Origin of the sequence: Oceanobacillus indicireducens (assembly GCF_014647195.1) — a bacterium.
In the GTDB taxonomy this organism is placed as follows: Bacteria; Bacillota; Bacilli; order Bacillales; family Amphibacillaceae; genus Oceanobacillus; species Oceanobacillus indicireducens.
This window is the reverse complement of sequence record NZ_BMOS01000009.1, coordinates 1-11,378: the sequence shown is the minus strand read 5'-3', so window position 1 is coordinate 11,378 and position 11,378 is coordinate 1. Positions and strand designations below refer to the sequence as shown.

Genomic DNA, 11,378 nt, shown 5'->3' with positions numbered 1-11,378 from the left:
TTGTCCTCTTATGTTGATTAGCTATTTCCAATTGGCCAATCGAATGGTGCTGATCCTGGAGGTGCATTTTGAATGACATCCATTATCGGAACTGTATATGCAAAGAGAATCAATACAAGCGTAATGGCAATCCACAACTTCCAGTTCTCTGTCCATCTTGGCGTTGGCTCTGCATTGTCTTCTTCCTGAGCAATCGGGAATTCTTCTTCACCTTTTGGAGAGAAGAAAATCATTTTAACGAAAATGTATACCATTAATACGATTGCAATGAAAAGAATCGTACCACCGACTGCTTGAGCCATCTGATAAGCTCCCCATTCTGTAGCCTGTGCCGTCCCCCCGTAATCGGAGTAGGCGGAACGACGCGGTCCACCAATTAAACCTTGGATATGCATAGATATTGACATAATCAGCATTCCGACTGTCCAAAGGATCGTTTGAATAATTCCGAGACGGTTCACTGATTTTGTTAACTTACGTCCCGTCAAGTGGGGGATGAGCCAATAAGCAATCCCGAAAAATGTTAACACTACTGTCGTTGCTGCTGTTAAATGGAAATGTCCTGTAACCCAAATCGTATTATGAACAAGTGTGTTTATTTGATAAGAAGCATTAACAATTCCACCGGCTCCACCCGGGATAAATGCGAGCATTCCGATAAATGGTGCGAGGAATCTTACATCACTCCATGGCAAATGTTTGAGCCAGCCGAACAATCCCCCGTATCCTTTTTTACGACCCGTAATTTCAAACGTCGCAAACATGGAAAAGGCAGTCATCAAGCTTGGGATGACAACCATAAATGTCAAGATGACTTGAATAAACTTCCATGTTGAGTCCAGTCCTGGTTCTGTCAGCTGATGGTGCAGACCAACTGGGATAGAGAAGAACAAGAATAGAATAAATGAAAATCTTGCTAGTGTATCACTGAAAATTTTCCCTCCGATAATCTTCGGAATAATTGCATACCAAGCCATATATGCTGGCAATAACCAAAAATAAACAAGCGGGTGACCGAAATACCAGAATAAGGTACGGCTTAGTAATACATTAATTGTGTTCTTATAACCAAGTGACCAAGGTATAAATTGAACGAGCATTGCTGTAGCAACTCCAAGTGTTGCAATCAACCACATAAGCATATTAATGACAACCATAAAGGCAAGCAGTGGTGATTTTTCATCTGGATGTTTTTTCTTCCACATATAGAACTGACGGAAATTGACGAATGCGTTAATCCAACTGCCGACAACTACAAGTGTGATCCCAATATAAAATGCAGGATGCGCTTGCAGTGGAGCATAGAAGGTATAAAGTACGTTAGCTTTACCTACTAAGATGGTGATTGCAGCTATAATCATACCAATTGTCATGACGGCAAAGCCAATCCAAGCCCAGTTCAATTGTTTCTTAGAATATCCTACTGTTTTACCCATTAGGGCATTTTGGAAACCAATAATGAAAAAAGTTGTAAGTACTAGGCCTAGAATAACGCCATGAACAGTTAGGATCGTGTAATAATTAATTCCCCAAGGCAATTCAAAGTTACCGGAACGGACAAGTACTTGTAATAATCCCATTAATCCACCAATAAATAAGGAAATAAATGCAACATACATATAGGACATGACAAGTCTGCGTTCATTTTTCGATAAACGAAGCTCCATTGTTCCTTTATTACGGAAAACGTTAGATTGTTTAGCTGGTGCTGTTGCTGTTTCCATTACTCAACGACCTCCATTGTCCCAAACATCATATGATGACCGACACCACAGTACTCATTACATACGAGTGTGTATTCTCCTGGGTTATCAAGCTGTACTTCCAAAGCACTTACATAACCGGGCTCAACCATCATGTTGATATTCGTTCCAGCGAAATTTAGACCGTGAACGACATCTGGACTCGTAGCCTGGACGAGCACTTTCGAACCAGCAGGTATTTCGATATGACTTATCGGTGCGCCTGATTCATCTGTACCGAGATTATAATTGAAAGCAGAGGCAACCACATTTAACACGTATCTGCCTTCATCGACCTTGGTCAAGCCAAGATTTTCTTCATGGAAAGCTTCATTCATCTCCAAATTTTCAGGATCAATCAACTCACCATGGCTTTGTGGGTGTGTCCCTAGATAAAAGGCTCCGAAACCTAAAATTAATAAGAATGCGATAAGGCCAATTATCCCAAGCCCAAGCCAATACTTTTCATACTTGTGTAAATGCATCTGTATCACTCCCTTTTTTTATCTGGAAAGGTATAGCATCAATACTCCAAACCAAGTTACTAAGATAACAACTCCTAAAACAGAAACGGAGATAAGCGTTCCTTTTAGATTTGGTTCACTTTCTTGACTGGATTTCAACTGCTTTCTCTTTTCAGTATTCATTCCTTCACCCCTCCTAGAAGTTTGATGTGCTGCTATTTTCATCATACACAAAATGAAAATAGAATTTATCCCTTCCAGATACTTTTCACAATATGTTCAATACTTCGCATACTCTTTGAAATAACGATTTTACTAACCTTTTAGTTATAAAAGTATTTGAACGTTGTGTGAAGTTTAGCTAATAGACTACTCGAATTTAGAAAAGTCTAAAAAGGGAGGATAAAAAAGAATCCTGAGGATTTTCAGGATTCCGGAAAACAAAAAAAGCAGTATTCTGTTACGAATACTGCTTAGGAATTTTTTATAATTTTGTTACGTTAGCTGCTTGCGGGCCGCGTTCGCCTTCAACGATTTCAAAGGAAACTTCTTGACCTTCCTCTAACGTTTTGAAACCTTCTTCTTGGATTGCTGAATAATGTACGAAGACGTCATTTCCTTCTTCCAGCTGAATAAATCCAAACCCTTTTTCTGCGTTGAACCATTTTACTACTCCGTTTTGCATGTAAACTCCTCCTAAAACCTTGCACGTAAAACGTGGTTATAATACAAAGTAGAGGCCAAAAAACATTAAAAGAGACAGCTTTCTAGAGAGTAGGATTACAATTACACCCACTTCTTTGGAAGCTGTCTTGTGTTTAATGAATCCGTACTTCTGCTTTGTTGAACCTATGATAACTCATTTAATTAGACTAGTCAAGAAATTTACAGTATTTTTTTCTGAATCTTTTTAAATATTAGTTTGTCGGAAAAACGAATGAATCAAATGCATTCCTATACAAAATAAAGTAATATAGAAAAAGGGGGGACAGAGGATGGACGAAATCCAACAGCAGCAATTAAACGAAATTCGTGAATTTACATATCAGTTATTCCATGATGATCCAACAGGACATGATTATGAACATATGCGACGTGTTGCTTTAATGGCAAAGAAAATCGCAAAAGAAGAAGGCCGTGACCCTTTCTTATGTGAGGCTGCCGGATGGCTTCATGATGTTGGGGACCGTAAACTCTTCTCAGACCCAGACCAAGCGATTGATGAAATGAATATATTTTTAGATCATATCTCCATCCATAATCAAGCGAAACATGATATCAATCATGTTATTTCAACTATTTCTTTTAAAGAGGGAAAAACACCTGCTACTTGGACTGGGAAGATTGTACAAGATGCTGACCGGCTGGACGCTATCGGAGCAATTGGGATTGCACGGACTTTCCAGTATGGTGGAGCGAACAATCAATTGATCTATAAACAGGGCAATCCGCATACTTCCATCCAACATTTTTATGATAAATTATTGAAAATAAAAGATAAGCTCCATACTTCTTACGCAAAACAGATTGCAATGGAACGCCATCGCTGGATGCTTTTATTTCTAGAGCAGTTTCATAAAGAGTGGGGAACAGATAAATAGATGGGAGAAAGAAGGGGAATATTAACAATGGGAGGGTATCGACATGGTACAAGGAGAACAGGCATATCTGGATTTATGCCGTTTAATTTTAGAAAATGGAAATAAGAAAGCGGACCGGACGGGAACAGGTACATACTCTGTTTTCGGTCACCAAATGCGCTTTGATTTAAGTGAAGGCTTTCCATTACTTACAACGAAGAAAGTAAACTTTAATTTGATTGCTTCTGAGCTGCTTTGGTTTATTAAAGGGGATACGAATATCCGTTACCTTTTAGAAAACAATAATAATATTTGGAATGAATGGGCTTTTGAAAAGTGGGTGGAGAGTGACGATTATGATGGACCGGATATGACGGATTTCGGTCATCGTAGTTTACAGGATGAGGCCTTTAATTTAGAATACAAAAAACAAATGGAAACTTTCAAGGAAAAAATTTTAACCGACGATGCGTTTGCAAGTAAATACGGTGATTTAGGATTTGTCTACGGTAAGCAGTGGCGTCACTGGGAAACAAAATCAGGAGAAGCGATTGACCAGCTGAAGGATGTCATTGACTCGATCCGCAATAATCCCGATTCACGCAGACATATCGTGTCCGCATGGAACCCGGAAGACATTCCATTCATGGCCTTACCACCATGTCACACACTATTCCAGTTTTATGTAGCAGATGGCAAATTGTCGTGCCAATTATACCAGCGCAGTGGAGACACATTCCTAGGTGTACCATTTAATATCGCTAGTTATGCGCTCTTGACGCATTTGATTGCCCATGAATGCGATTTGGAAGTAGGAGAATTCGTCCATACGATTGGAGATGCTCATATTTATTCCAACCATCTGGAACAAGTGAAGATTCAACTCAAAAGGGAGGTACGTCCGTTACCGAAATTGAAATTGAATACGGACAAGCAATCGGTATTTGATTTTGAACTATCCGATTTTGAATTAATTGACTATAATCCGCATCCAGCTATTAGAGCTCCGATTGCTGTATAGAAAGGGGGAGTTAACGATGATTTCCTTACTCGTAGCAATGGACCGTAATCATGTCATTGGGTCCGACAATGATTTACCTTGGCATTTGCCGGATGATCTACGTTATTTCAAAGAAACAACGACAGGTCACACGATCATTATGGGGAGAAAAACATTTGAATCGATTGGACGCATCTTACCGAAACGGAAGCATGTTGTCATTACAAGAGGGAACTATGAATTTCCAGAAGAAGTCGAAGTGATCCATGACTTGGAACCAATCAAAACATGGAATGATGACAATCCGCAAGAAGAATATTTTGTGATTGGTGGAGGAGATATTTTTAAGCAAGTACTTCCTTTTGCTGACCGGTTATACATTACATGGATTGATGAAGATTTTGCAGGAGATACGTTCTTCCCATCCATTTCCTTAGATGAATGGGAATTAACCGAGAAAACAAAAGGGAAGAAAGATGAAAAGAACCCTTATGATTATTATTATCTTGTTTATGAACGGAAGAATAAGGAATAGAACTTGTACAGATTCTTCTAATGCTATATACTAATGGTTAGCATCATAGACTTATACTTAAAACGGAGATGATAAACATGCTGGCAAATATAGGGTTTCCAGGATTAATTCTTATTCTGATTGTTGCTCTTATTGTTTTCGGACCAGATAAACTTCCACAAATTGGTAAGGCTGCTGGTGATACGTTACGGGAATTTAAGAAGTCCACAAATGATTTAACTAGCGGTGTTACAGATGAAATAAAAGAAGTTAAATCCATTGTGAATGATGACACCAAGTCCAGATAAATGGGGTGAAGGAACATGCTAAGTAATATCGGAATCCCTGGATTAATATTAATTTTAATTGTTGCTCTTATTGTATTTGGCCCAAATAAACTTCCGGAAATTGGTAAAGCTTTTGGGCATTCACTGAAAGAATTTAAGAATGCAACAAAGGGATTAACTGAAACTGAAGATGAAGAGAATAATAAACAGTAATACATTATTCCAATTCAAAAAATAATTTCGGATAAAAGAAGATGTAAGTTTCTATTTTACCTTACATCTTCTTTTATGTGTTTTTTCGATTAGGGGTGTTTCTTAAATGGCTAAAAAAGGTCAAATTGAAGAAAAAGAGATGAATCTCGTTGACCATCTTTCTGAACTGCGTAACCGATTAATCGTTACCGCGCTTTTCTTTATCGGTTTCTTCATTGTCGGATTTATTTACATTAGAGATATTTATTGGTTTTTTGTTAACGATATAGACTTGGAATTAACGGCAATTAGTCCAACAGAAATTATTTGGATTTATTTCTCCATGGCAGGGCTGGTTGCGATTGTTGGAACCATTCCACTTCTTACGTATCAAATTTGGGCCTTTGTTAAGCCTGGTTTACTTCCACACGAAAGAAAAGCGACAATTGGTTATATACCGGTAGTATTTCTTTTATTTATTGGTGGACTCATCTTTGGCTATTTTGTTTTCGTAGAACTGATCATGCCATTCCTGTTATCGTTGAACGACGGAATGTTTAATATTATGTTTACAGTCGATCGCTATTTTTCATTCCTATTTCGAGTTACAGTACCATTTGCTTTACTGTTCGAATTACCGATTATTGTTATGTTTTTAACGAGTCTAGGCATACTTACTCCAGACTTCATGATTAAAAATAGAAAATATGCATATTTCGGCTTGATCATAATTGGAGTGTTAATCACACCTCCTGACTTTGTTTTACAGCTCGTTGTAGCCGTCCCATTAATTCTTCTTTACGAAATAGGCGTGCAGTTATCTAAGATAGTGTATAAGAGAAAGTTAAAAAAACATGAGGAATTTATGAACCAAAATGATTCATCAACCTGATGAGAAGAATAGATTGAGGTGTTTTCTTGAAGACATTTTATCAGCATTTGATGACTTTCCGCGGGATGAAAGTTCCCGATGACAAATGTAAGTTGGCCGAGTGGGTTTTTCGAGAGCACGATTTCCCAAAGCATTCGGATGATTACAATGAAATAAGTGATTACCTGGAGTGGAATAGTCCATTTCCAGGCGCACTTCGCACGTTTGATGAAGTATGGGATTTATATCATAATAGATAAAAATGAGGCTAGGGAATGATCAGCCTCATTTTTTAATGCAATTTTTTGTAAGGGAACGGAAGAGGAAGGTGCAGAACAGTTCCATCCTCTTTTTTGATTCGTTTGCGCTCAATGGTAAAAACAGGTGTGGATGGACAGAATATATTAAATCAAACGTTTGTTTGAAATTTATTTGACAGGATTCGTCAAAGAAAACGAAGAAAACACTGCAAACATGCAATTTTATGCTGATTCCTGCGCTTGCCCGGGAAATAATATATTGCCTACACTTTTTCATCAGGTGTTACGTACATTATAAAAGTAAGCAATAGAAGGCAGGGGTGAGAAGATGCTCGGACCAAGACAAAGAAACCTGAATTACCATTATAGGCAACAACCACCTCAAGGAATGAATTCCTTTTTGTTTGGAAATCCCCCACAACCTCCAGTGCGACGCAGCCGTTTTCCAGTAAGCTTGCAGAAACTAACTTCGGGAAATTTATTAAATAATCCTCAAATCAGTAAAGGTATTAGTGGTTTTTCGGGTATACTGAATAATATACAGCAGGTTTTAAGAGTCGTAGAAACAACGACACCAATTATTAAGGAGTACGGGCCAATGTTAAAAAATCTACCAGCCATGTATCGGATGGTAAAAGCCTTTAAAAATATCGATGACCCCGAAGAGGAGAAAGGGGAGGAAAAAAAGGAAGCAGAGGGTACAGGTGAAGAAAAAGGAAATGAAAAAGAAAAAGATATAGCAACGGAAAAGGTAGAGAAGAAAGTGGAAAAGAGAACTGGTTTATCAACTCCAAAGCTTTATATATGAAAAATATGCAGTATACTTGCATTTTAAATAAAAAAACGGAAAAATAGATATTATCACTAGAGCACTGGAGGAATAATTCATGTCTAATTCTTTAGAAAAAGCTACGTTTGCCGGCGGCTGTTTTTGGTGCATGGTTGAACCCTTTGACAGCCGCCCGGGTATTGAACGTGTCGTTTCAGGATATACAGGTGGTCATGTGGAAAACCCTACCTATGAACAAGTATGTTCCAATACAACAGGGCATGTCGAAGCAGTTGAAATTACATTTGACCCTGCATTGATGCCATACAAAGAACTTGTAGAAACGTACTGGCAACAGATTGACCCGACTGATCTAGGTGGACAATTCAATGATAGAGGGGAATCATATCAAACAGCAATCTTCTATCACAACGAAGAACAAAGGGCGATTGCGGAAGAATCAAAACAGGCGCTTGAGGCAAGTGGGAAATTCTCCAAACCGATTGTAACAAAGATACTTCCAGCTAAGACGTTCTATCCGGCAGAAGAAGAACACCAGAATTATTATAAGAAACAGTCGTTCCACTATCGGTTATACAAAAAAGGTTCAGGAAGAGAAGATTTTATTAATAACAATTGGAAAGAAACGTATGACAAAGAGGAATTAAAGAAAAAATTAACACCATTACAGTATCATGTAACTCAGGAAAATGGTACGGAGTTGCCATTTAAAAATGAGTACTGGAATAATTTTAAAGATGGAATATATGTAGACATCATATCCGGAAAACCGTTATTCTCGTCGAAAGATCAGTACGATGCAAATTGCGGTTGGCCAAGCTTTACACGACCGATTGACCGACATGAAATAAAAGAAAATATGGATACATCCCATGGCATGATCCGTACGGAAGTGAGAAGCGGCTCTGCTGATTCCCATTTAGGACATGTCTTTGAAGATGGGCCGGTTGAGGCAGGCGGATTACGATATTGTATTAATTCCGCAGCAATGCGTTTTATACCTAAAGAGAAGATGAAAGAAGAAGGATACGGTCAGTATTTACATTTATTTAATGAGTAAAAACCACAAATTTACGATAACTTTATTATGTAAACTAAGAAGGAGTAGAATATGATTCATTTAGATTGGGAAAAAAGAGCAGCAATTAAACAAATTGAGTGCGTTCATACAAATGCAGCAAAATTCGTTGTCCATAATAAATTAACCGCGGGAAAAGTTTATGATGTAATCAATGAAACAGACGAGTTTTACTTCATTATTGACAATAGCAACCGAGTTGGTGGATTTTTAAAGGATTATTTTAAAGAAATTTAATTTCAAAACGGCCTAGAGTTGTTTAAACTCTAATAATCTTTGTTCGTTAGCAAGGGTTCATGTATAATTAACGTGGTAAAACTTAGCTGCTAAAGGAGGCGTTCGATTTGGCATTTGTAATTACATCACCATGTAAAACTGAGAAAGCTGGCGAATGTGTTGAAGTTTGTCCAGTTGATTGTATTGAAGAAGGCGAAGATATGTTTTATATCGATCCAGATATTTGTATAGATTGTGGAGCCTGTGAAGCGGTTTGTCCGGTGGAAGCGATTTTCATTGAGGATGAAGTTCCAGAATCAGAATCTGAGTATATTACACTCAATCGCCAGTTCTATGAGGACAGATAAGAAAAACAATTGTATTTAAATCGTTTTACACAAAAAAGCCGTGCATATCATTTGCATGGTTTTTTGATTTAAATACATTTCGTAGTTTTTGTTAAAATATCTCACTATCAAGAGTATACTTTGTTATTGAGATATTAAATGCTGTTTTTAATGTAGCTTCTCATAATTTATATTATGTTAACTAGAGGAGGAAAAAAGATATGAAGTAAAACTAATATCTATTCCCCTTGTTTCTCTGATACGACATTAAAGTTATATTTAAATAATTTATCATTGTTAATAATTTTTTTAATCTTTCTGAATCCGCATTTTTCATAACACCTTATTGCCCTAACATTGGAAACAGCAGGGTCTAAAATAATCATATCTACATCTTGATCAATTCCATAAACAGTTGAATGTTTAGGATATCCAAATTCTTTTTGTTTTTCCTCATTTAATTTATATTGTTGCATAAAACCAATGGGAGTATTGTCTAACTCAACGATATAAGGAATTACAGGTATGTCACCATTCACTCTTGGTTCATATTTATTCTTAACTTGTTGCAATGTAAATGGAGAATTCGAATCCCCATAGAACTCTAAAACCTCTTTTGTACTTAGCCATTGAGCCATTACCTCATAATCAGTATGTTTCATTTTTCTAATTGATATAGAATTAATATTCATATGTTCATCTCCCATTTAAATGCCGAACAGTTTGCATGAATATCTTAGATAGATGCTACATGCATTTAAATATCCTATTTGAGCAAATTTACTGATTCAAAGTATTAACGGCTACTTGAGCAATTTGTTTTTCTCCATTTTTTTCAAATACCTTATATTTCTGCATCCCTATTTTTTCCGCTACCCTTTGCGAGGGAATATTTTGAACTGTAGTATACGAAAAAAGCTTGGGATAATTTAATACCCTAAACGCATACTCCTTACATGCAAGTGCGGCTTCTGTTGCATATCCTTTATTCCAATAGTCCTTTATAATATGAAATCCAAGCTCAGGTACTGTTTCTTTTTCAATTATTTGCATGGTAATTCCACGATCTCCAATGAAATTTTCTCCACCTTTTAAGATTACAGCCCATAATCCATGGTTATATTTATTATAGTTATCAATATTCCATTGAATCCATTTTCCCACCTTGTCTTTGCTAAATGCCTCTGGGTAGTGTTGCATCGATTTAGGGTCAGAAAGTACCTTAAATACAGTCTCTTCGTTTCTAGTATTTTCACTTTAACCACCCCCCGTTTACTTTTCATATATTTAGCTTTATATCCCTTTTGTTCGTTATAAAGTGTATAACCCCGATGATTTTCTCATTCATAACTTTATTTGTTCGTTATATAAGCACGTTATAAGGACGTCGAATTCTAAATTTCTACTACATTTCATTTTTCAATAACCATTCAAACCACCTACCGTGCCCATCGGTTTTCGCAATCGTATTTCGATACTCAACACCATCCAAATAATAATCTAGATGTAAGTATTTATCTTGAATGTTATTGTAGATATGGAATACATCTCTCTTCTCACCAATAGTTTCAACGGTTTGCAACAATTGGTCATGCTTTTTTTTGGGCATTTGGTTAGCTACGTGAGTATGAAAAATGCAAATCACATTGTCTTCCGGAACCTCTTCAACATATTTAGATAATAAACTTATTCCATCTCCATCCACCAAGCGTACTGGATCTTCCTTCATGTAACCTGCAGCTTCTTCAAACATAAACAACCTCTCTCTATGCTCGGGCCATATTAAGGATTTAAGCCACAATTTCTCTTCCTCATCATTTAGATCAATTGTATTTAAATCAAAGCCGATTCTAGTAGAGACATATTCAGACATTAGATATCATGCTCCTTTTTGCTGATACCTAAAGTCTAATATTTAATTATAAGGAATCTATAAGGGATTGAGTAATTCTAGCACATTCTTTGATTATGGATAAAAAAATAGTTTTCCTAAATTGCAATATTAAATGCAACACTTTATGTGAAACCACTATATAA

The 11,378-nt window shown here is 36.8% G+C and carries 17 protein-coding genes and 1 pseudogene; 11 read left to right on the top strand and 7 right to left on the bottom strand.

What is annotated here, in order from left to right; genetic code table 11:
• Nucleotides 1-17: 17 nt before the first annotated feature.
• From IEX94_RS07790 to IEX94_RS07775, 4 genes are all read right to left on the bottom strand, one after another.
• On the bottom strand, nucleotides 18-1,667 hold the full coding sequence (locus tag IEX94_RS07790) for a b(o/a)3-type cytochrome-c oxidase subunit 1 (protein ID WP_188856814.1): 1,650 nt from the start codon (nucleotides 1,665-1,667) through the stop codon (nucleotides 18-20).
• Between the two features lie 56 nt (nucleotides 1,668-1,723).
• The gene (locus tag IEX94_RS07785) at nucleotides 1,724-2,227 is read right to left on the bottom strand and encodes a cupredoxin domain-containing protein (RefSeq protein WP_156855850.1); all 504 of its coding nucleotides are present in this window, start codon (nucleotides 2,225-2,227) and stop codon (nucleotides 1,724-1,726) included.
• An 18-nt stretch (nucleotides 2,228-2,245) separates the two neighbouring features.
• Nucleotides 2,246-2,389: a cytochrome c oxidase subunit 2A gene (locus IEX94_RS07780; RefSeq protein ID WP_188856736.1), complete on the bottom strand. Its 144-nt coding sequence runs from the start codon at nucleotides 2,387-2,389 to the stop codon at nucleotides 2,246-2,248.
• Between the two features lie 301 nt (nucleotides 2,390-2,690).
• A complete protein-coding gene (locus tag IEX94_RS07775) occupies nucleotides 2,691-2,891 on the bottom strand; it encodes a cold-shock protein (RefSeq protein WP_156855848.1) in 201 nt (66 codons plus the stop codon).
• A gap of 310 nt (nucleotides 2,892-3,201) precedes the next feature.
• On the opposite strand from IEX94_RS07775, the gene IEX94_RS07770 reads away from it, so the two are divergent.
• The 11 genes from IEX94_RS07770 to IEX94_RS07720 all read left to right on the top strand — a co-directional run bounded on the left by IEX94_RS07770 (nucleotide 3,202) and on the right by IEX94_RS07720 (nucleotide 9,362).
• Nucleotides 3,202-3,807 (top strand): HD domain-containing protein, encoded by a 606-nt coding sequence (locus IEX94_RS07770; protein WP_188856735.1) that lies wholly within the window; start codon nucleotides 3,202-3,204, stop codon nucleotides 3,805-3,807.
• A gap of 43 nt (nucleotides 3,808-3,850) precedes the next feature.
• Nucleotides 3,851-4,807, top strand: coding sequence for a thymidylate synthase (locus tag IEX94_RS07765; protein ID WP_188856734.1), 957 nt, complete (start codon nucleotides 3,851-3,853; stop codon nucleotides 4,805-4,807).
• Between the two features lie 16 nt (nucleotides 4,808-4,823).
• The gene (locus tag IEX94_RS07760; RefSeq protein ID WP_188856733.1) at nucleotides 4,824-5,321 is read left to right on the top strand and encodes a dihydrofolate reductase; all 498 of its coding nucleotides are present in this window, start codon (nucleotides 4,824-4,826) and stop codon (nucleotides 5,319-5,321) included.
• A gap of 77 nt (nucleotides 5,322-5,398) precedes the next feature.
• Entirely contained in the window at nucleotides 5,399-5,608 is a 210-nt protein-coding gene (gene tatA / locus IEX94_RS07755) for a twin-arginine translocase TatA/TatE family subunit (RefSeq protein ID WP_188856732.1), read from the top strand.
• Between the two features lie 15 nt (nucleotides 5,609-5,623).
• The gene (tatA, locus tag IEX94_RS07750) at nucleotides 5,624-5,800 is read left to right on the top strand and encodes a twin-arginine translocase TatA/TatE family subunit (RefSeq protein ID WP_156855843.1); all 177 of its coding nucleotides are present in this window, start codon (nucleotides 5,624-5,626) and stop codon (nucleotides 5,798-5,800) included.
• Nucleotides 5,801-5,906: 106 nt separating this feature from the next.
• Nucleotides 5,907-6,671, top strand: coding sequence for a twin-arginine translocase subunit TatC (tatC, locus tag IEX94_RS07745; protein ID WP_156855842.1), 765 nt, complete (start codon nucleotides 5,907-5,909; stop codon nucleotides 6,669-6,671).
• 26 nt (nucleotides 6,672-6,697) lie between these two features.
• A complete protein-coding gene (locus IEX94_RS07740; RefSeq protein WP_156855841.1) occupies nucleotides 6,698-6,910 on the top strand; it encodes a YozE family protein in 213 nt (70 codons plus the stop codon).
• A gap of 328 nt (nucleotides 6,911-7,238) precedes the next feature.
• The gene (gene vrrA / locus IEX94_RS07735; RefSeq protein ID WP_188856731.1) at nucleotides 7,239-7,718 is read left to right on the top strand and encodes a VrrA/YqfQ family protein; all 480 of its coding nucleotides are present in this window, start codon (nucleotides 7,239-7,241) and stop codon (nucleotides 7,716-7,718) included.
• Nucleotides 7,719-7,797: 79 nt separating this feature from the next.
• Nucleotides 7,798-8,760: a peptide-methionine (R)-S-oxide reductase MsrB gene (msrB, locus tag IEX94_RS07730; RefSeq protein WP_188856730.1), complete on the top strand. Its 963-nt coding sequence runs from the start codon at nucleotides 7,798-7,800 to the stop codon at nucleotides 8,758-8,760.
• Nucleotides 8,761-8,811: 51 nt separating this feature from the next.
• Nucleotides 8,812-9,015: a DUF6501 family protein gene (locus IEX94_RS07725; RefSeq protein ID WP_156855838.1), complete on the top strand. Its 204-nt coding sequence runs from the start codon at nucleotides 8,812-8,814 to the stop codon at nucleotides 9,013-9,015.
• Nucleotides 9,016-9,122: 107 nt separating this feature from the next.
• Nucleotides 9,123-9,362, top strand: a complete 240-nt coding sequence (locus IEX94_RS07720; RefSeq protein ID WP_156855837.1) for a ferredoxin family protein — start codon at nucleotides 9,123-9,125, stop codon at nucleotides 9,360-9,362.
• A 218-nt stretch (nucleotides 9,363-9,580) separates the two neighbouring features.
• Here the strand turns inward: IEX94_RS07720 and IEX94_RS07715 are convergent, their stop codons facing one another.
• The 3 genes and pseudogenes from IEX94_RS07715 to IEX94_RS07705 form a co-directional block, all read right to left on the bottom strand.
• Nucleotides 9,581-10,033 carry a GNAT family N-acetyltransferase gene (locus IEX94_RS07715; RefSeq protein ID WP_188856729.1) on the bottom strand — a complete coding sequence of 151 codons (453 nt, stop codon included), beginning with the start codon at nucleotides 10,031-10,033 and terminating at the stop codon, nucleotides 9,581-9,583.
• A gap of 88 nt (nucleotides 10,034-10,121) precedes the next feature.
• Nucleotides 10,122-10,565 (bottom strand): annotated as a pseudogene (locus IEX94_RS07710) (GNAT family N-acetyltransferase); the annotation flags it as partial.
• Nucleotides 10,566-10,746: 181 nt separating this feature from the next.
• A complete protein-coding gene (locus tag IEX94_RS07705) occupies nucleotides 10,747-11,214 on the bottom strand; it encodes a DUF2332 domain-containing protein (RefSeq protein WP_188856727.1) in 468 nt (155 codons plus the stop codon).
• Nucleotides 11,215-11,378: the final 164 nt, after the last annotated feature.

Bases quoted from the DNA above. Each gene is read 5' to 3' on its own strand.
- IEX94_RS07785 (WP_156855850.1), bottom strand. From the start codon at position 2,227: ATGCATTTACACAAGTATGAAAAGTATTGGCTTGGGCTTGGGATAATT.
- IEX94_RS07760 (WP_188856733.1), top strand. From the start codon at position 4,824: ATGATTTCCTTACTCGTAGCAATGGACCGTAATCATGTCATTGGGTCC.
- IEX94_RS07770 (WP_188856735.1), top strand. From the start codon at position 3,202: ATGGACGAAATCCAACAGCAGCAATTAAACGAAATTCGTGAATTTACA.
- IEX94_RS07790 (WP_188856814.1), bottom strand. From the start codon at position 1,667: ATGGAGCTTCGTTTATCGAAAAATGAACGCAGACTTGTCATGTCCTAT.
- vrrA (WP_188856731.1), top strand. From the start codon at position 7,239: ATGCTCGGACCAAGACAAAGAAACCTGAATTACCATTATAGGCAACAA.
- IEX94_RS07775 (WP_156855848.1), bottom strand. From the start codon at position 2,891: ATGCAAAACGGAGTAGTAAAATGGTTCAACGCAGAAAAAGGGTTTGGA.
- IEX94_RS07715 (WP_188856729.1), bottom strand. From the start codon at position 10,033: ATGAATATTAATTCTATATCAATTAGAAAAATGAAACATACTGATTAT.
- IEX94_RS07765 (WP_188856734.1), top strand. From the start codon at position 3,851: ATGGTACAAGGAGAACAGGCATATCTGGATTTATGCCGTTTAATTTTA.
- IEX94_RS07780 (WP_188856736.1), bottom strand. From the start codon at position 2,389: ATGAATACTGAAAAGAGAAAGCAGTTGAAATCCAGTCAAGAAAGTGAA.
- tatA (WP_188856732.1), top strand. From the start codon at position 5,399: ATGCTGGCAAATATAGGGTTTCCAGGATTAATTCTTATTCTGATTGTT.
- IEX94_RS07725 (WP_156855838.1), top strand. From the start codon at position 8,812: ATGATTCATTTAGATTGGGAAAAAAGAGCAGCAATTAAACAAATTGAG.
- IEX94_RS07705 (WP_188856727.1), bottom strand. From the start codon at position 11,214: ATGTCTGAATATGTCTCTACTAGAATCGGCTTTGATTTAAATACAATT.
- tatC (WP_156855842.1), top strand. From the start codon at position 5,907: ATGGCTAAAAAAGGTCAAATTGAAGAAAAAGAGATGAATCTCGTTGAC.
- msrB (WP_188856730.1), top strand. From the start codon at position 7,798: ATGTCTAATTCTTTAGAAAAAGCTACGTTTGCCGGCGGCTGTTTTTGG.
- tatA (WP_156855843.1), top strand. From the start codon at position 5,624: ATGCTAAGTAATATCGGAATCCCTGGATTAATATTAATTTTAATTGTT.